Origin of the sequence: Niabella soli DSM 19437, assembly GCF_000243115.2 — a bacterium.
GTDB lineage: Bacteria > Bacteroidota > Bacteroidia > Chitinophagales > Chitinophagaceae > Niabella > Niabella soli.
This window is the reverse complement of the sequence record NZ_CP007035.1, coordinates 2,350,406-2,370,597: the sequence shown is the minus strand read 5'-3', so window position 1 is coordinate 2,370,597 and position 20,192 is coordinate 2,350,406. Positions and strand designations below refer to the sequence as shown.

Annotated in this window: 11 protein-coding genes; all 11 read left to right on the top strand. The window is 47.3% G+C overall.

The window, feature by feature from the left end; genetic code table 11:
* The 11 genes from NIASO_RS10015 (at position 1) to NIASO_RS09955 (ending at position 20,180) form a co-directional block, all read left to right on the top strand.
* A complete protein-coding gene (locus NIASO_RS10015; RefSeq protein ID WP_008585500.1) occupies positions 1-2,568 on the top strand; it encodes a glycoside hydrolase family 95 protein in 2,568 nt (855 codons plus the stop codon).
* 576 nt (positions 2,569-3,144) lie between these two features.
* Positions 3,145-5,286 carry a glycoside hydrolase family 31 protein gene (locus NIASO_RS10005; RefSeq protein ID WP_008585499.1) on the top strand — a complete coding sequence of 714 codons (2,142 nt, stop codon included), beginning with the start codon at positions 3,145-3,147 and terminating at the stop codon, positions 5,284-5,286.
* A gap of 70 nt (positions 5,287-5,356) precedes the next feature.
* Positions 5,357-6,538, top strand: coding sequence for an alginate lyase family protein (locus NIASO_RS10000; RefSeq protein WP_008585498.1), 1,182 nt, complete (start codon positions 5,357-5,359; stop codon positions 6,536-6,538).
* Between the two features lie 95 nt (positions 6,539-6,633).
* A complete protein-coding gene (locus tag NIASO_RS09995; protein ID WP_008585497.1) occupies positions 6,634-8,508 on the top strand; it encodes an alpha-L-fucosidase in 1,875 nt (624 codons plus the stop codon).
* Positions 8,509-8,511: 3 nt separating this feature from the next.
* A complete protein-coding gene (locus NIASO_RS09990; RefSeq protein WP_008585496.1) occupies positions 8,512-9,708 on the top strand; it encodes a glycoside hydrolase family 88 protein in 1,197 nt (398 codons plus the stop codon).
* Positions 9,709-9,916: 208 nt separating this feature from the next.
* Positions 9,917-11,314, top strand: a complete 1,398-nt coding sequence (locus NIASO_RS20425; RefSeq protein WP_008585495.1) for a hypothetical protein — start codon at positions 9,917-9,919, stop codon at positions 11,312-11,314.
* Positions 11,315-11,347: 33 nt separating this feature from the next.
* On the top strand, positions 11,348-12,721 hold the full coding sequence (locus NIASO_RS09975) for a polysaccharide lyase 6 family protein (protein WP_008585494.1): 1,374 nt from the start codon (positions 11,348-11,350) through the stop codon (positions 12,719-12,721).
* A gap of 86 nt (positions 12,722-12,807) precedes the next feature.
* On the top strand, positions 12,808-14,232 hold the full coding sequence (locus NIASO_RS09970) for an alpha-L-fucosidase (protein WP_008585492.1): 1,425 nt from the start codon (positions 12,808-12,810) through the stop codon (positions 14,230-14,232).
* Between the two features lie 32 nt (positions 14,233-14,264).
* Positions 14,265-15,797 (top strand): glycoside hydrolase family 28 protein, encoded by a 1,533-nt coding sequence (locus NIASO_RS09965; RefSeq protein WP_245605169.1) that lies wholly within the window; start codon positions 14,265-14,267, stop codon positions 15,795-15,797.
* A 239-nt stretch (positions 15,798-16,036) separates the two neighbouring features.
* Entirely contained in the window at positions 16,037-17,593 is a 1,557-nt protein-coding gene (locus NIASO_RS09960; RefSeq protein ID WP_008585489.1) for a hypothetical protein, read from the top strand.
* 49 nt (positions 17,594-17,642) lie between these two features.
* On the top strand, positions 17,643-20,180 hold the full coding sequence (locus NIASO_RS09955) for a glycosyl hydrolase family 95 catalytic domain-containing protein (protein WP_008585487.1): 2,538 nt from the start codon (positions 17,643-17,645) through the stop codon (positions 20,178-20,180).
* Positions 20,181-20,192: the final 12 nt, after the last annotated feature.

Genomic DNA, 20,192 nt, shown 5'->3' with positions numbered 1-20,192 from the left:
ATGATGATCAAAAGTATATTACTGGTAGTACTGTCTTCCATGAGTGTTGTGGTAGCAGCGCAGCGGTCGCAGTCGTCACAGGAATTGAAGTTGTGGTATACAAAACCTGCTTCAATATGGGAAGAAGCGCTGCCCCTTGGTAATGGCAAAACCGGGGCAATGGTGTTTGGAGGCGTGGGTACAGAGCGCTTCCAACTAAATGATAATACGCTTTGGTCGGGCGCACCTAATCCGGGCAACACGCCTGGTGGTCCTGCGATACTGGCAGCAGTACGTAAACTGGTTTTTGCCGGGCAATACGACAGTGCCGCTGTCGTATGGAAACAAATGCATGGTCCTTATTCAGCGCGATACCTTCCTATGGCCGATCTGTGGCTGAAGCTTAAGGGAGCAGATACAATTGCTTCGGCTTATTATCGCGATCTTGATTTGCATACCGCCACAGCTACTGTAAATTATACCTTGCACGGGGTCCGGTACACCCGTCAAACGTTTATCAGTTATCCGGATAAGGCAATGGTGATCCGCATTACAGCCGATAAAAAAAATGCGGTCAGTTTTACTGCGGCGCTTTCCAGCAAACTCAAATATAAAGTGGCTTTGAACGGGAAAAACGGGTTGCTGTTGAAAGGCAAGGCACCAAAATTTGTGGCCAACCGGGCGTACGAAAAAGAGCAGGTGGTATATGACGATTGGAATGGGGAAGGAACGAATTTTGAAGTACAGGTTAAAGTAATAGCACAGGAGGGAACGGTAAACGGGGCCGATGAGCAGCTCACTGTTTCGAACGCGAACGCTGTTACCATTTACCTTACCAATGCCACCAGTTTTAATGGTTTTGATAAATCGCCGGGTAAAGAGGGAAAAGATCCGCATGTGGAAGCAACCGCAACAATGCAGCGGGTGCAGGTGATGCCGTTTGAACGGCTTTTGCAAAATCATACAACCGATTACCGGCGTTTGTTCAACAGGGTATCCTTTGCAATTGAGAACAGGTCAGCAAACGCGAAACTGCCTACTAATGAGCGGCTGAAAGTATTTACAAAAGCTCCCGATGATTTTGGTTTGCAAACGCTGTATTACCAGTTTGGACGCTATTTAATGATCGCTGCCTCCCGCCCGGGATCGCAGCCTACCAATTTACAGGGCATCTGGAACGACCAGGTACAACCGCCCTGGGGCAGTAATTATACCGTTAATATCAACACGGAAATGAATTACTGGCCGGCCGAAAACACTAATCTTTCTGAATGTCATCAGCCGTTGTTTGATTTCATGAAGGAGTTAGCGGTGAACGGTGCGGTTACGGCAAAAGTTAATTATGGAATTAAGGAAGGCTGGACGGTGCATCATAATTCTGATATATGGGCAAAGACATCACCCCCGGGGGGGCAGGGATGGGTGGATCCCTCGGCCAAAACGCGCTGGTCCTGCTGGCCCATGGCCGGCGGCTGGTTCAGTACGCATTTGTGGGAGCATTATTTATATACCGGGGACGAAGCATTCCTCAGGAATACGGCCTATCCTTTAATGAAAGGCGCAGCACAGTTTTTACAGCACTGGCTGGTAAAGGACCCGGTTACTGGTTACTGGGTAACCAACCCATCCACGTCGCCTGAAAATACCATGAAGGTAAACGGGAAAGAATATGAAGTGGCAATGGCCAGTACGATGGATATGTCTATTATCCGGGAATTATTTACGGATGTGATCAAAGCGGCCGCTGTTTTAAAAACCGACGCCGCTTTTGCGGCAACGCTTTCTACGATAAAAGAAAAATTATATCCCTTTCATATTGGTCAGTATGGCCAGTTGCAGGAGTGGTTTAAGGACTGGGACGATCCCAAAGACCAGCACCGGCATTTGTCGCATTTATTCGGGCTCTATCCGGGGAGCCAGATAACCCTAAGTGAAACGCCGGAACTGGCTGCTGCTGCCAAACAATCATTGATCTTTCGGGGCGATGTAAGTACCGGTTGGTCGATGGCCTGGAAAATAAACTGGTGGGCGCGTTTACACGACGGGGAGCATGCCTATAAAATTCTGAGTGATGCATTTCATTATATCGACCCGCGCGAAAAACGGGCAGTAATGGGCGGCGGCGGCGCCTATCCTAACTTATTTGATGCCCATCCTCCGTTTCAGATCGATGGAAACTTTGGCGCTACGGCAGGCATGACGGAACTATTATTGCAAAGTCATGAAGGGTATTTGTTCCTGTTGCCGGCCCTGCCTTCCGTATGGAAAAAGGGAAGTATCAGTGGTATCAGAGCCCGGGGTGATTTCAACGTATCAATCGATTGGAGCAACAGCCGGCTAAGCAAAGCGATTATTTATGCTGAAAAAGGAGGCATTTGCAGGCTGCATACACTACAACCCGTAAAAGTACTGGAGATAAAATCAGTAGAGGCATCGGGTGCTGTAGACAATGCACTGCTGACCCATTATGGCAAAACCTTCTATGATAATAATACCCGGAAGGGATTGGTAGAAGTGAATCAGACAAAGGGGTATACGATCGACTTTAAAACGGAAAAAGGAAAACGATATACGATCGTGCCCTTGTAGAAATGAATAGGCAATGGTCAATCGTCAGGCGGCATTCACCATTGCCCATTCACTATTCAATACCGTTTCCTTAAGCGGCGGGTTTCGGAGAATGTAGAATAAGAAATATTGAATAAGGAATGTAGAAGGGCATTATATTTATTAGCATTCAGAGTTCGTTCTTTTTTGATATTTTTTAATACGGATGTTACTTAGAAGGATTTACGCCGGGCAGTGAAAGGGCAAATCAAGCGAAACGGCGGTTTTGACGCCGCCAGGCAGCTTTTTAAAAACAGAACAGCAGAAAGGCGCCAAAACCAGGCCTGTAGCGCAGAGTTAACCGATTCCACCCCAGCCGGGCTGCGAAACAGGGGGTGGAATTCACCTCCCGGCGGAAAAAAGATTTTTTGCTTACTTTTTTATCGACTGAAAAAAGTAAGAGAAGAAACAAAATAAAATGAAGGCATCAATAAAAATGAAAAGACAATAGTAGCAATCCAATTTTGAAAAAGATCCGTTCCAAAAGCTTAAGGAAACGACATTGATTCACTATTCACCTTCAAACAATGAAATTGTATTATCGATTGAAATTTAGTTATGATCTATAAAAAAATTCTAACGTTTTTTCTACTCGTTGTGTTAAGTAAGGCAGACGCCCAGCAACTTACCTGGCAGCAGGTGGCGCCGGGTGTGTGGAAAGGAGTGGCCGGACAGCCGGAAAAGTATGATTTAGTAAAGGCCTCCGGATCCACTCCTTCCCTTGCTGCTTTGCAAAAAATGGGGGAAGCATCTTTTCCGTTAAAACAGGAAGAGATACAGGCTACCCTTACTGATGGAAAAACGTATTTGCGGTTTCCTTTGGCGGAAAAGGAGCAATTGTTTGGCCTGGGCTTAAATTTTCAGACCGTGTACCAGCGGGGAAAGATCCTGCAATTGCATATGGACCATTATGGCGGAAAAGATAATGGCAGAACACACGCGCCGGTTCCTTTTTATGTGTCCAGCGCGGGTTACGGCGTATTTATTAATACAGCGCGATATATTACTGTATATGCCGGCACTGCAGTAAGAAAAGACAGCAAACATCCGCCGGTGGAGAAAAACCGCAATGAGGATAAAAGCTGGAGCTCGCGTCCGTACTCGGATGCCGTTGAAATACTGGTGCCTGCTGCCGGTACCGAAATATACGTATTTGCCGGCCCAACCGCTTTGGATGCGGTGCGGCGGTACAACCTGTTTAACGGTGGCGGTGCGCTGCCACCCCGGTGGGGGCTGGGTTTTACGCAACGTGTTAAATCACTGTTCACTTCCGATGAAGTAAAAGCGGAAGTGGATTCGTTCCGTTTGAAAGGGTATCCGCTGGACTTTGTGGGATTGGAGCCCGGCTGGCAAAGCCGCGCTTACCCTGGAACATTTGAATGGGATAAAAAGCGCTATCCGGATCCCGCGGGTTTTGTAAAAGACATGCTGAAGAAGGATATTCGTCTCAATCTCTGGATCAATCCCTATGTTTCCAAACAGGCTTCTTTCTATAAACAGATTGCTCCTTATACCGGATCACATACGGTATGGACCGGCGAAGTGCCGGATTTTACGATTCCGGAAGCACGGAAGATCTTCTTTGGTCAGTTAAAGAAAGACCAGGTGGACATTGGCGTAAGCGGTTATAAGATTGATGAGGTGGATGGGTATGATTATTATCTGTGGCCGGATGTGGCGCGTTTTCCCGGTGGGCTCACCGGTGAGCAAATGCGGCAAACCTATGGGGTATTGGCCATGCGGTATAGTTTAGATATGTTCAAAGAAAAAAATGAACGCACCTATGGACTGGTACGTGCTTCCAATGCGGGCGCCAATACCTATCCTTATGTTATTTATAATGATTATTATAATCATGAAGATTTTATCACAGCGCTGATCAATAGTGGGTATATTGGCGTACTATGGACGCCCGAAGCCCGTGCCTCCAAAACATCTGAAGAATGGATCCGTCGTTTTCAGACCGTGATCTTTTCGCCCATGGCCATGATCAACGCCTGGTCCAGTGGCACCAAACCCTGGTCTTATGCAGATGTTGCGGCACCCATAAAAGAACTCGCCCTGTTGCGGATGCGTATGATGCCCTACTGGTATTCGGAGTTTGCAAAATATCATTACGAAGGAACGCCCGTTTTTCGCGGCATGAGTCTGGAGCCGGGGTTTGAAAATAAAACGAACACAACGGTAAAAAAGAACCTGGAAGATAATCCCTACCTGGAAGCCGTTTCCAAAGAAGTAAAGGATCAGTATATGGCAGGGGAATATTTGCTGGTAGCGCCTTTGTTTACCGGGCAGCAATCAAGAAAAGTGATCTTGCCCAAAGGAAAATGGTACGATTTCTATACGGGCGCTTATGCCGGGGATGGAGAGATCATCACCGTTGCGCCTGGCCTGGATAAGATCCCCGTGTATGTAAAAGATGGCGGTATTATACCCCTGATGCCGCCCCTGCTGCATGCTCCCGAAAAAGGACAAAAAGTGGATCTGGAGATAAGGGTATATGGAAGCAAACCGGGAGCCTACAAATTGTACGATGATGATGGCGTTACGATGGATTATGAAAAAGGCGCATTCGACTGGCGCACTATTACCATCAGCAAAGATGCACAGGGGAAATTAAAAGGTGCAGTGGATGCAGCCCATAACAAAGCCATTCAGTCTTATAACAAAATAACATTCCGTTTTATGACCGCTCCATAGGAGCGTAATATCGGCAGCTTCGTAGGAGCCCAATATCTATAACTCCGTAGGAGCGAAATATCTCTGGAACATGAAACAAATTTTGACGATCCTATTTACGTTGTTGGTTTTGCCCACGTTAGCGCAAACGGAAAGGACCCAAGGGAAACGCTTTTACGATCAGACCACAAGCGTATTGCGTAGTAAAGTGTTGGCCGCCGCCGATCAGGCATTGAAGGAACAACCCATAACGGTAACGGCCCAAACCAGCGCGCGCAGTGCGGGTGGCCGGCATGATTTTTTTAGCGAAGGAGATTATTGGTGGCCTAACCCGGTGAGTGCGGACAGCCCGTATATTCAAAAAGACGGTAGGTCCAATCCGGATAATTTTGTAGCGCATCGCCTGGCGATGATCCGCTTCAGTCGCATTGTTGGTACGTTGGCTTCGGCATGGTGCATCACACATAAAGAACAATATTTAAAAAAGGCAATGGAGCATTGCAGGGCGTGGTTTGTAGATACAGCCACGTTGATGAACCCAAACCTGCTCTATGCGCAGGCCATCAAAGGTCGTGCTACCGGCCGGGGCATTGGTATTATTGATGCCATTCAGCTAATGGAGGTGGCGCAGGGTTTATATATCATGCAGGATGCACCGGGTATGGACCGGTCCGCATTGCAAAAAATAAAAGACTGGTTTACACAATACCTGCAATGGGTAACAACACATAAATATGGTATCGATGAAATGAATGCTGCCAATAACCATGGCACCTGCTGGACGATGCAGGTAGCCTGCTTTGCAAAGTTTACCGGGGACAAAAAGCTGATGACGTTTTGCAGCAACCGCTATAAAACGGTGTTGCTTCCTAATCAGATGGCGGAAAATGGCAGCTTTCCAAAAGAACTGGCTAGGACCAAGCCTTATGGCTATTCCCTCTTTAACCTGGATGCGATGGTCACACTCTGCCAGATCCTTTCTTCAAAGCAGGATGATCTCTGGCATTATCAGACCGCAGATGGCCGTTCCATAAAAAAAGGGATCGCCTATTTGTATCCTTATATCAACGATAAAACAAAATGGCCTTTCAAACAGGATGTAATGTACTGGAATGATTGGCCCGTGGCCCAGCCGGCATTGGTGTTTGGAGCCGCGGCATTTGATGATCAGCAATGGATGGCCACCTGGGCAAGATTGAATCATTTTCCCAAAGTGGAAGAAGTGATCCGTAACCTGCCGGTAAGAAACCCGCTGATATGGATGGAGCGGTGACAAGAATAGTAGTAAGTGAATTTACAAAAGGATCGTCATTCCGACCGAATGAAGCGTAGCGGAATGAGCGGAGGAATCTCAATAAGATAAAGGCAATGAAAAAAATAGCGATTTTTATTTTATGTGTGTCTTCATTCCTTTCCGCCGTTGCGCAGGTGAAAGGTGATGAGGACAAGGATATGTTTAATAAGGAAGGCAATGCGCGCGATGCCAGGGCCGTGCATGACGCCATAAATGGCTGGTGGACCGCATCCATGAAAAATCATGACCAGCGCATCCAATGGTGGCGTGAGGCTAAATTTGGGATGTTTGTACATTGGGGTATTTATTCGCTCGCCGGTGGCGAATGGAAAGGTAAAAAAGTGGGTGGCTATGCCGAGCACCTGATGCGCAAGGAAAAAATTACACGCAGGGAATACCTGGAGCTGGCGCATAAATTTAACCCGGTAAAATTTAATGCCGATGAATGGATCGCCGATGCCAAAAATGCCGGCATGCGCTACTTCATTATTACAGCCAAACATCACGATGGTTTTGCGATGTATCCCTCGAAGGTTTCCGATTTTAACATAGCGGCGCAAACAGCTTTCAAAACCGATCCGATGGCGGCTTTGCGCGCAGCCTGTAAAAAGCAGGGATTGAAATTCGGATTTTATTATTCGCATGCGTTCGACTGGGAGCATCCTGATGCACCGGGGAATGATTGGGAGTATAAAAACCCCGGCGGTGATCTGCAATTGGAAGGGGGCACGAACTGGTATAACCTGCATCCGGACTTATTAAAAAAGGCCCAAAAATATGTGAATGAAAAGGCCATTCCCCAGATACTGGAACTGATCCAAAAATATCACCCGGATATTTTGTGGTTCGACACGCCGCACAAATTGCCGCTGTCTGAAAATATCCGCATTCTGGAAGCTATTCGTAAAGCCGACCCCAACGTAGTAGTGAATGGGCGCCTGGTACGAAACTCCGAAAATAATTTTGGTGATTATAAGAACACCGCCGACCGGCCGGCAGAATTTTATCCCGTGACCGGTGATTGGGAAGCGATTCCCACCACCAATGAAAGCTATGGGTATAGCAAGTTTGATCATTCGCATAAGCCTGTTGGCCATTTTATCCGGTTGCTGGCAAGTGCGGCGGCTAAAGGCGGCAATTTGCTGATGAACATTGGCCCGATGGGCGACGGCGCAATCGCCCCGGAAGACCAGGCGATCTTAAAGGGCATTGGCAACTGGATGCAAAAAAACGGTGAAAGTATTTATGGGACCCATGCTACTCCTTTGCCCATGCAGAGCTGGGGCGTTAGTACAGCAAAACCTGGAAGGTTATACCTGCATGTATTTAATTATCCCGCGGATGGGAAATTGTATGTGGGCGGATTATTGTCTGCTTATAAAAAAGCTTACCTGTTAACCGATCCATCGAAGACTTTAAAAATAAGCCGGCTCAATAAAAAAGATGTAGTTATGGAACTTCCCAAAACAGCGCCGGATACTGTCAACACGGTAGTGGTGTTAGAACTGTCATCACCGGAAAAATTTGACTCGGTGCGCTACCTGGCGCCAAATATTCCGCTGACGCGGATGCTGGCTTTTGATGCTACGCTAATGGGCAAAGGGTTTGGTTTTGGAGATGGGAAAACCGATCGTTATTATGTAGATGGCTGGAAGTCGGCGGCGCAGACCATTAGCTGGAATTTTAGAAATGAGCAGGAATCGGAATACCGCGTAGTGCTCAAAAGGATCCGGGGCACGAATACCGGCGGTGCCTGCAATATCCTGGTGGATGGAAAACTGCTGGCCAAAGACGCAATCGAACCAACGGCGAAGGGAGAGGCGATTGAAGACCAGGAATTGGGTAGTATAAAATTGAAACCCGGTTTGCACCGGATATTAATGCAACCCGCCGCTATTACAAAGCAGGAATTGATGCGCCCGCTGGAACTAAGATTGATAAAAAAATAAAAAATGAAAAACAAGATATTTGCAATAGCAGCCGTCTTTTTATTTACCGGTGCAGCACAAGCGCAGCAACTCAATATTCCGGCAACATTTCAAGAGGCAGAGCAGCAGACCAAAGTGATGCTGGCCGAAATTGATAAAGCCAAAAATGGCTCGAAGGAGCTGGTGTCTCCCCGGACCATTGAAAAAGATCAGTTGCGATTGGTGAAATCCGGGGACTGGACATCAGGGTTTTTTCCGGGAGAGTTGTGGTATTTATATGAGTATTCCAAAAACACGGAATGGAAAAAACGGGCGGAAAGCTTTACGGCAAACATCGAAAAAGAGCAATGGAATGGCGGCACACACGATATGGGCTTTAAAGTGTATTGCAGTGTGGGCAATGGTTACCGGCTTACAAAAGATCAGCATTATAAAGAAGTGTTGATGCAGGCAGCCAAAACATTGAGTACACGTTTTAATAAAACCGCCGGCGTCATCCGCTCCTGGGATCATAACAAACAAAAATGGGAGTATCCGGTGATCATTGATAATATGCTTAATCTGGAATTGTTGTTTGAAGCCTCAAAGCTTACCGGCGATAAAACTTATTACAACATTGCGGTAAGCCATGCCAATAAGACAATGCAGAACCATTTTCGCCCCGATTATAGTTCTTATCATGTGGTGGACTACGACTCCACAACGGGTAAAGTAATTAAAAGAACCACCCACCAGGGCTATTCAGATGCTTCTGCCTGGGCCCGGGGTCAGGCCTGGGGTTTGTATGGCTATACGATGTGTTACCGGGAAACAAAGGATCCAAAGTACCTGCAGCAGGCGGAGCACATCGCCGCATTTATTTTTAACCATCCCAACCTGCCAAAGGATCTGGTTCCGTTCTGGGATTTTAACGCGCCGCGGATCCCCGATGAACCGCGTGATGTTTCGGCTGCTACAGTAATAGCGTCAGGATTGCTGGAACTGAGCACCTATAGTAAAAAGGGAAGTTATTACAGGGGGCTTGCGCAAAAGATCCTGACAAACATTACCAATAAGTACCGGGCTCCCATTGGAAAAGATTTTGGATTTATTTTATTACATAGCACGGGTTCCAAACCATCGAATAGTGAAGTGGATGTGCCGTTGAGTTACGCAGATTACTATTATCTTGAAGCATTGCTGAGGCTGGAAAAGTTGAAAGACGGAAAGAAGTTGTTCTAACCGGTCGTCACCTCAACCACAGCGGAGCGGTCTTTGGGAAACCATTCAGGCACAGGCAAAAGGCGTAATGGAACGGGCGCCAGGTTAAAATGGTTGAACACAAAGCAAATTTTTGACAGCCGTTCACCCGGAATAAATAGGTTATTTGTAGTGTAAATAGCGGAACGCCCTCGTTACCGTATTCATAAAATAAAATAAAGAGTTGCATATGAAAAGTTTAAGAAAAACAGGCACTACGGTTGTTGCTCTTACAATGCTTGTCTTTGCCTGTGGCACCAAAAGTCCGCTCAGCAAGGAACTAACAGGCCTTAGCCCGGCTGCCCAGTCGGGTGCTGTGAATACCGGCGCCTACAATATTAGCCTGGCAGCGCCATCGGATAATGATAATACAGTATGGACCTATACCATTACAAAAAATGACCAGGCTAAGGATGCCAGCTACTTTATCCTGGATCTTGGAAACCGGGGAGCCGAAGGGCCCACTTTTGCCAATATCGTGTCGGCAAAAGTGAACGGGGCGGATTGGACGGGAAAAATCACCAACACCAGCGGGAACACTGCCTGCGATATTCCCTCCGCAAATTTTGTCAAAGTGGATGGGCTGGGTGCGGCAGATCAGTATGTGATTGAATTAAAGTTGGACACCATTTATTCGCGCGTGAAAACAACCGGCTGGATCAAGTCCGGCGCTTCCTGCGCGCAGCAGGTTATGGATGGGCCGGGTTACCGCGGCTACCAGTTGAGTTCCGCAATGGAATCAGATGCTGCCTTGCAGGATAAACCGTACAATGACATCAATACCTACATGAAAAAATTTGGATTTGATTATACGGAAAATCCCCATTGCACCGGCGGTTATGGCGGTGACCCGAATGGCGTGCATTGCGCCGCAGAATTGGATCCTTATTTTAATAAATATGTTTTCCGGTTTAATATACATATTGACCCGGTTATAGACGGGGACCGTTGCAGCTCCGGTACGGTTGACCGGCAGCGCAATGAAATGAAGTCTGCCACCAATAATACCACCTGGGCAAAAGTGCAGGGGAACTGGGATGAGTGGCAAATACTGGAATGGAAATTCAGGTTAGCACCGGGTTTTCAGCCTACTACCAGCTTCTGTCATATTCACCAGCTAAAGGCGCAGGATGGTCCTTATAATGGTAGTCCGTTAATCACTATTACCCCCCGCGCAAACAGCAATGGTTCCAATAAACGGATCCAGATCATTCATTCCGTTGATGGCGCCAGCACCGGCAAAGGAACGATTGTAGATAACATCCCTTTGTCTGATTTTGAAGGCGAATGGGTACAGGTAAAAGAAGAAGTGCACTACACGCATAACGGTTCGTATTCCTGTAAAATAGTGCGGGTACGTGACGGTAAAGTATTACTTGATTTTAAAGATGATAATATCGATATGTGGAGAAAAGGCAGTTCCTATATCCGTAATAAATACGGCATCTACCGGAGCCTTGCCGGCGGGAAGCTGAATCAGAATCCCGTTGGACAAAGCCCGCTGTTGAAAAATGAATCCCTGTGGCTGACGGATTTCAGGGTGTATGAAAAGAACCCGAACCCCAATCCAACGGCAGTGCATGATTAATTATCACGAACTAATTGTATTAAACCCATTCGGATGAAAAAATATATAGCAGTTATTTTACTCCTGCAATTTTCGGCCCGGTTGTTTGCCGGCCCGGTTACTGTTACTTCTATCGATGAACTACAACAAGCCATTAACAGGGCGAAACCCGGAGAAGAGATCGTACTCAAAAATGGCGTGTACGCTGCCGGCGCGAATATTACCATTGCCTGCACCGGCACAAAAGAAAAGCCGATCATTATAAAAGCAGAAAGCATTGGGAAGGCTGAAATTGCGGGAGTGGGCGGTTTTGAGCTGATAAAACCCGCAACCTACGTGATCATCAGCGGATTTAAATTTACCCATGCCGCTTCCAAAGCGCGTAGCGCCCCGGGTACTTCCTTTTGCCGTTGGACCCATAATATTTTTGAAATGCCGGGCAAAGGAGAATACCTGACCATTGCCGGTAATGATCATGAAATTGATTATAATACCTTTCAGAACAAAAACTCCATGGGGCGCATATTGGCTATACGGGGAGAAGGAAAACAGATAGCAGAACGCCTCCATATTCATCATAACTATTTCTATAATTTTCCGGATCAGGGCGGGGCAAATGGTGCTGAGACCCTGCAATTCGGATTAAGCGGCTTCAGCCTTTCTACCAGCAATAGTGTGGTGGAATATAATCTTTTTGAAAAGTGCGCGGGAGAAAATGAGCTCATCTCTGTAAAAGCGTCGGGAGTGGTATTGCGCTATAATACGATCCGCGATTGCCCGGCACAGTTTACCCTCCGCCATGGCAACAAATGCCAGGTCTATAGTAACTATTTCTTTAATACTCCGGGACTGCGGATTTATGGCGATGATCATGCTATCTTTAGTAATTATTTTGAAAATTGCAAACCGGCCATTACCATTGGCAATGGCGACGGGGAAGTAGCCGACGGTGCACAACTAACGGCGCATGACCGGCCCGATCGGGTATTGATCGCTTTTAATACACTCGTGAATAACGGAGAGAATATCATATTACAGGCCCGGAAAAACGGAATGGGCGCTACCGCCATTACGGTCGCAGATAATATTGTTCAGGGCGGGCTAAAGGCGGTCTCCCTTATGGGTGATTTAAAAGATCCCGTATGGAAAAATAACCTGTTCTTTGAAGTAAAACAGGCAGGCGACATTCCTGCCTCGGGTTACCAGCAAAAAGACCCGATGTTGGTTAAAGGAGCCGCGGGCATTTACCGCTTGGCAAAAGGAAGTCCGGCTATTGGTAAGGGCGATGCCGCTTATCCGGTAGTAGCTGTCGACATGGATGGCCAATTGCGGAAGGGGAAATGGGATATCGGCGCCGATCAGTATAGTGATGAAAAAATGGTAGCGCATGTCTTAAGTGCAGCGGAAGTAGGAGCGACGGTTAAATAAGGTTTTGAAAAAACCAGGCTGCGAAGCTGGAAGCTTCGCAGAGCAGCTCCGTGAGGAGCGCAATATCTATAACAAAAAATATACAAATGAAAAGGATCGCATTATTTATGCTGGTATGCCTGTTGGCGGGAACAGCAAAAAGCCAGACAGCCGATAAGGACGCCCGCATGAAATGGTGGCGGGAAGCGCGTTTTGGCATGTTTATCCATTGGGGCGTTTATTCGCAATGGGCCGGGGTTTATCACGGGCATCAGCAGGCTCGTGGTGGCGCGGAATGGATCATGAACCGCTGTAAGATACCTGTTGCAGAATACCAGGAACGCGCTAAATCTTTTAACCCGGTTAATTATAACCCGGATGCGATTGTAAAAATGGCGAAAGACGCCGGGATGAAATACATCATCATTACGGCCAAGCACCATGATGGATTCGCTTTGTTTAAATCGAATGCCAGCAAATGGAATATTGCAGATGCCACCGCCTATGGCAAAGACCTGCTGAAGCCATTGGCAGCAGCCTGCAAGAAATACGGGATGAAACTGGGCTTTTATTATTCACAGGCGCAGGATTGGAATAACCCTGGCGGGGCGGTTGCGCGTAAGGAAATGCGCGAAGGCTGGCCCAACCCGGACTCGGCAAAGATTGATGCGTACACCAAAGCGCATAACGGCCACTGGGATCCGGCACAGGAAACAAAAACATTTGATCAGTATATAAACGATGTTTCGGTTCCCCAGGTGAAGGAAATTTTAAGCAACTATGGTGATATTGCTGTGTTGTGGTGGGATACCCCCACCAACATGACGGATGCAGCGGCGCAAAAATTAAAAGATGTATTGCAACTGCAACCCAATATCATTACTAATGACCGGTTGAAGCGGCCCAATTTCCCTGGCGATACCAAAACGCCCGAACAAAAAATTCCTACACAGGCAGAATTGGATGGAACAGATTGGGAAACCTGCATGACGATGAATGGCAGTTGGGGCTATAAGAGCTGGGATCATAACTGGAAATCTACTGAAACGCTTATTCATAATTTGGTTGATATAGCCTCTAAAGGCGGCAACTATTTGCTGAACATCGGGCCGAAAGATGATGGCTCGGTGCCCGAAGAAAGCGTAGAGCGCCTGGCGGCCATTGGCAAATGGATGCAGGTGAACAGCAAAGCGATCTATGCCACACATGCCAGCCCTTTGCCCGATTTATCCTGGGGCCGGTGTACGATGAAAGCAGCGGGAGCCAATACTGCGCTGAATTTATTCGTTTTTGATTGGCCATCAGATGGTAAACTGGTAGTGCCGGCATTACAAAATAAGGTGATCAGTGCCAACCTGCTGGTGAACGGGAAAGCGCTAAAAGCAAAAAATGAAAATGGAACAATTACGGTTGAGCTGCCCGCCGCAGCGCCTGATAAAATTGCTTCGGTGGTGCAGTTGGTTGTAGCAGGCCCGGTGGCGAATGTAAATAGTAAACACTCACAAAAAATGAAGACCGGGGCATTGGATTAGGCCGGGTTCCTGTTGATATGAAAAAAAATTGTTTGCTCTTACTGTTGTTGTTCCTTGGCTTTGCGGCACAGGCAGCCGATATAAAAGTGACCGATTATGGTGCAAAAGGGGATGGCACTACTTTAAATACCGTCGCGATCCAGAAGGCCATTGACGCATGCAATGCAAAAGGAGGCGGGCATGTTATATTCCCTGCGGGCCGTTATGTGTCTGGCACCGTCTTGTTAAAAAATAATGTGACGCTTCAGTTAGAGAAGGACGCCTGGATCATCGGGAGTACGGATGTGAATGATTATACCAATCCTGATCCTTTCAAAGACGGATTGGGTGTGGATGTAGGCTGGGCGCTGATTGCAGCCGTTGATGTAAAAAATGTCGGTATCGTGGGAGCAGGCGGTGTCGACGGGCAGGGATCAAAATTAAAAGAACGCCAGATCCTTACCGATACGCGTCCGGAAAGTCAGCGTTGGGGGCGCCGTCCTTTTCTGCTGCGGGTGGTGCGATGCGATGGCGTGCTGGTAAAAGGCGTTTCATTGAACTATTCAGCAGCCTGGACCTCCCATTATTTTCAAAGCAGGAACCTGCAACTGGAACAGTTGAAAATACGGAGCACCGGCGTGGCACACAATGATGGGATCGATATTGATGGTTGCCAGGAAGTACGGATCAGTAATTGCGATATTGTGAGTGGCGATGATGCCTTGTGTTTTAAAACGACCTCCAGTAAAATGAAATGCAATAATATCATCGTTAGCGATATGAAGCTGAAAAGTAACCAGGCAGGTATAAAGATGGGAACGGAATCCATGGCGGGGTTTGAAAACATCAGCATAAGGAACTGCGTTATTTATGATACAAAGAACGGGGGTATTAAATTATTATCGGTGGATGGTGCGCAGATACGTAATGTTATTATTTCTGATATTAAGATGATGAATATCCGCACCCCCATCTTATTGCGCCTGGGCGTCCGGTTGAGCGTTTTCCGTAAAGGGCAGGATGTGCAGCAAAAAACCGGATTGTTTGAAAAGGTAGTATTGAAAAATATAGAAGCCGTATCTGCGGACAGTACCCAATTGAAAGCTGCGTCGGGTATTCTTATTACGGGTATACCGGAACACAAATTATCCGGGGTTACATTAGAGAATATCCGGATCGAATTGCCCGGCGGCGGTACTGCTGATGAGGCGGGCGCAGATGTTCCGGAAGCCATTGATAAGTACCCGGAAGTAAAAACCTTTGGCCCGGTGATTCCTGCCTATGGTATCTGGGCGCGGCATGTCAGTAATATTAACATAAAAAATGTTTCTTTCCGGTTGCGCAGGAGCGACGGGCGCCCCGCGGTATTGCTGCAGGATGCGCAGCAACTGCGGATGCAGGGGAGTGTGCTCCCCGCAACAAAGGGTGCCGTATCCGTATTTGAAATAAAAACGTCGCGTGATGTCGTTATTGAAAGATCGAAGGTGGGAGCCGGCCCTGAAGTTTTTATAAAAGCAGATGGTATTAGTAAAGGAGAAATTAATTCAAAAGAAAATCAACTCCCCCCGGGAATGAAAAAGAGGTAGTGCTGATTTGCAGGTGCGGACAATGAATTAAATTTTCAGGACTTAATGAATCTTAACTTTCTAATGGTTTTTATTCAATTAAACGAACTTTAATGTTCCGCTGGTCTGAGCAGATCAAAATGCAACGCAGCTATTCGCTGATTGATTTTCAGATTTATCTGCGAAAAAGATCAGCGCTTATCTGTGGGAAACACTATTCAAATGAAAGGTTAAACAAACGCAATTCAATATTTCTATAGATGCCAGGAATCATGTTTATCATTCAGAGAAGATCATCCCTGCTCGCCACTTTTGTATTTTTAACGGCATTTCAATTGCAAGCCCAAAAGGCCCAATTGGCGCAAAGCGCATGGGTACAACTGAAAAAGGGGCGATTGCAATATAAGCAAACACCACGTGGCGACCGGATCATGGATTTCTCTTATGCAGGCTATGGTGGCGGTGGTGTTGCAATACCCCACGTGGAGGCGGTAACTACGCTCTATCCTGTTGAAGGCGATAATGCAGCAATGATCCAACATGCCATTGATTCAATAGGCAATTTGCCCCTAAAAAATGGTTTCCGGGGAGCGGTGGTTTTAGCTCCCGGTTCGTTTCCCTGTGCACAGCCGGTTATTATTAAAAACAGCGGGGTGGTGCTAAGAGGCAGCGGCGCCGGCTCAAAAATTTTGATGACGGGTCCGCCGCATGTGGGCATCAGGTTGGAAGCTCCTGTCCAGACTAAACCGGAAGGCGCCGGGATAGCAGTTACAGATACCTATATCCCGTCGGGAGCGAATGTTTTAACCGTTTCGGATGCCCGGGGTTTTAAAGCAGGGGATATAGTGATGATCTCGAAACCCATAACGCAGGAATGGGTGCATTTTATGGGCATGGACACACTGGTGCGTAATAAGAAAAAGCAAACCTGGATCACCGGCGAGCTTTCCGTAGAACGAACCATAAAGGCAATAAACGGGAATACCATAACCGTCGATGTCCCTTTTACAGATAATTATGATGCGGCTTTTATAAAACCAGGAGCCATCCTTCAGAAAATAATAAAAAGCGGAGGACTGCAAAATGCTGGGATCGAAGACCTGCAGATTGAAGCGCCGGAACAATCGGTGACGATCAGCCAGGGGCATCATTCGGCCATCCGCACGCGCGGGCTTACCGACGGCTGGATCCGGAATGTGCAGATCCGGAATACTGTTAACAGTATCGGGATTTCAGGAAAAAGAATTACAGTTGATGCGGTGCAGATACTGCATACAGTACCAACGATCGGGGCCGCCAAACCTGCGGACCTGGCAGCGGATGGCGCCCAGTTGTTCTTTAACCGGTGCACCATCCAGGGCGATAATGTGTTTTTCCTGGCAACGGGCGCAAAAGTAAGCGGACCAATTGTGCTTTTGAATTGTACCTTTAAAGGCAATGGATGGATTCAACCTCACCAGCGTTGGGCAACGGGGCTTTTAATAGATGGTTGCACGGTGCCGGATGGAGGTATTGATTTTATGAACCGCGGAGAAATGGGCTCCGGACACGGGTGGGCTATTGGCTGGGCCGTTGCCTGGAATTGTAAAGCACATTCCTATTTGAACCAGCAGCCGCCAGGCGCTTTTAACTGGGTGATTGGTTCGGTTGGAACGCGCAGAAAAAATGCCATGCCCTTTAATAAAGCGCCGCTTTTGGCAGAAGGTGTTTACGATGCTCATGGTCATCCGGTTACCCCAAAAAGCCTTTACCTGGAGCAGTTGAAGGAGCGCCTCGGTAATACAGCGTTGCAGCATATTGGGTATACTGAAAAATAATCTTCTTTGTACCCTTCATCAGATAAAATGGAAAATTGAGCAGTGGATCATGGGAAAGATAAAGGGCCTGCTAATATTAAGTATTTATTTTCTACTGGTCGAACAACCGGTAAAAGGGCAACCTGTTCCGGTACTTCGTACACCAGACTATAAACAGTTGGTTAGCCGTGCCGATCTTATATACAACAAACCAGCCTCCCGTAGTGAGGCGGGGCAACCCATTGGCAACGGGCGTATGGGAAGTCTTGTATGGACCACGCCTTCTCAGATAAGAATGCAGATCAACCGGGTGGATATTTTTGGGAACAATTCCGCAACAGATAATTTTTACCAGCGCAATACGGATTATTGCGGTGGCGCGGGTTTTGTGGATCTTGATTTTGAACAGCCGGTATTCAACGGCGCTAGCTTTAAACAAGAGCTCTCCTGTTATGATGCCGTTTCCGCCGTGCAGGGTCAGTTGGTAACGGCAAAAATTATTGCCTGGAACGAGCAGGATGTTATGGCGGTGCAGGTCAATGATCAAAGAAAAACAAATGCGGCACTGGCAGTGAAGCTGCGGATGCTGCGGATGCCGGTGACCCTGCGGGGAGATCATGCTGCCCGGTCAAAAGTGGAAATAAAAGGCCGCTACATTGTCCTAACCCAGGTGTTTAAAGAAAAAGAATATTATTGTAGCTCAGCGGTTGCTATCGGGCTATCGGGCAACACCTTCGCCGAGATCACTAACGATCTTACCGTGCAACTGAAAAAAACAAATGGAACAAACACATCTGCTGTTTTTATTGCCAGCGCTGCTTCTTTTGATGCTACAGAAGATATAGCGGCAGCGGCTATTCTCAAACTGGAAGCAGCGATGCAGAAGGGGTTTGAGCCGCTATACAAGTCTAATAAAAAATGGTGGGCGGCGTTCTGGGCACAGTCCTTTATACAGTTATCCGGTGCAGACGGCGTTGCCGGCGAAATAGAAAAGAACTATACTTATTTTTTATACGTAATGGCGTCCAGTTCAAGGGGCGCGTATCCTGTTAAGTTCAACGGGATGCTCTGGACTACCGGTGGAGATGCGCGCCAGTGGGGTGGCGCTTTCTGGGGTGCTAATCAAAGTTGTTATTATGAGGCATTATTCCCAACAAATCACCTGGAATTAATGGATCCAATGTTTCATATGTATACCGCCGCGATCCCTTCGTTTCAAAAAGCAGCAGAACAACAATGGGGATCCAAAGGGGTATATATACCGGAAACCGTCGGTTTTGATGGGGTACCCGCACTGCCCGATTCCATTGCATCGGAGATGCGTGAATTGTATTTGTTGAAAAAGCCCTGGGCCAATCGTTCTGCATCCTTTATGAATTACGCCTTTACCAAACAACCTTTTTTATCCCGCTGGAACTGGAAGTTTACCGGTCAGTGGAAAAATGGGCGCTGGGAGTATATTGACAGGGGCGATGGGCCTTTTGGTCCGGTCAATCATATTTTTTCAAGAGGTGCAAAGATCGCTTACCAGTACTGGCAGCGCTATGAATATACGCAGGACCGGGAATGGCTGCGCGATCTGGCCTATCCGCTTTTAAAAGGTATTGCCGAATTTTATCGCAATTTTCCCAATTTCAGGAAAGGAAAAGATGGTAACTACTTTATTCAGCATGTAAATGATAATGAGTCTATCTGGGATGCGGAAAACCCTGTGGAAGAAATTTCGGCCATGATGGGAATATTCCCCGCCGCTATAAAAGCATCAGAACTATTAAATGTCGATGCAGATCTGCGTTCCATCTGGAAGGAGGTGTTCAACCATTTGTCGCCATTGCCTTCTTCAAAAGATTACCCGGGTATGCGGCAACAGCCGGAGGTTTGGGTGGGTGCCAAAAGATCCATAAGTCAGGTAAGAGGCTTTGGGCAACGTTTACCGGACGGGAATACCATGCCGGTGTGGTTTTTTGACCTGTGTAATAAAGGCGGAAACCGGGATCTGGTACGTATTGCCAATAATACATTTGATGCCTATTTTAAGGAGCGTAATGCCGCAGCTACGTTCCCGCATATATTGTCCAAAATACCCGCAGCCGCAGCGGTGCTGGGCCGCGCAGATGCGATCAAATACCTGCTGCCAAATATGTTAAAGGGAAATGGGCGCATCCATGTAATGGAAAACCGGATGGATCTGAGCGAAGGCTTTTTTACCACCAATATTCAGCGCATTGGAAGGATGGCCGATGCCTTGCAGCAAAGTCTTTGCCAGAGCGCTCCTCCGGGTCCGGGGGCGGACCCGGTTATTGAGGTGTTTGCCGCGTGGCCCAAAGAATGGAATGCTCAGTTTACGCTATTGTGCCGCGGTAATTTTTTGACAACGGCTTCACTCAAAAACCGGGAAGTTGAATTTGTTGCCATAAGATCAAATGCAGGAGCAGCGTGCCGGGTACGTAACCCATGGAGCGGGAGGCTGGTGCGTATTTATAAAAATGGAGCGCTGCTGCAGGAATCAAAGGAAACAGTGCTTGTATTTAATACTGCACAGAACGATCATTTTATGCTGGTGCCGAAAGGAATAGCGGGAGCCCGGTTGTCGCCAAAATTATTTTAGTGTTTAATTGAA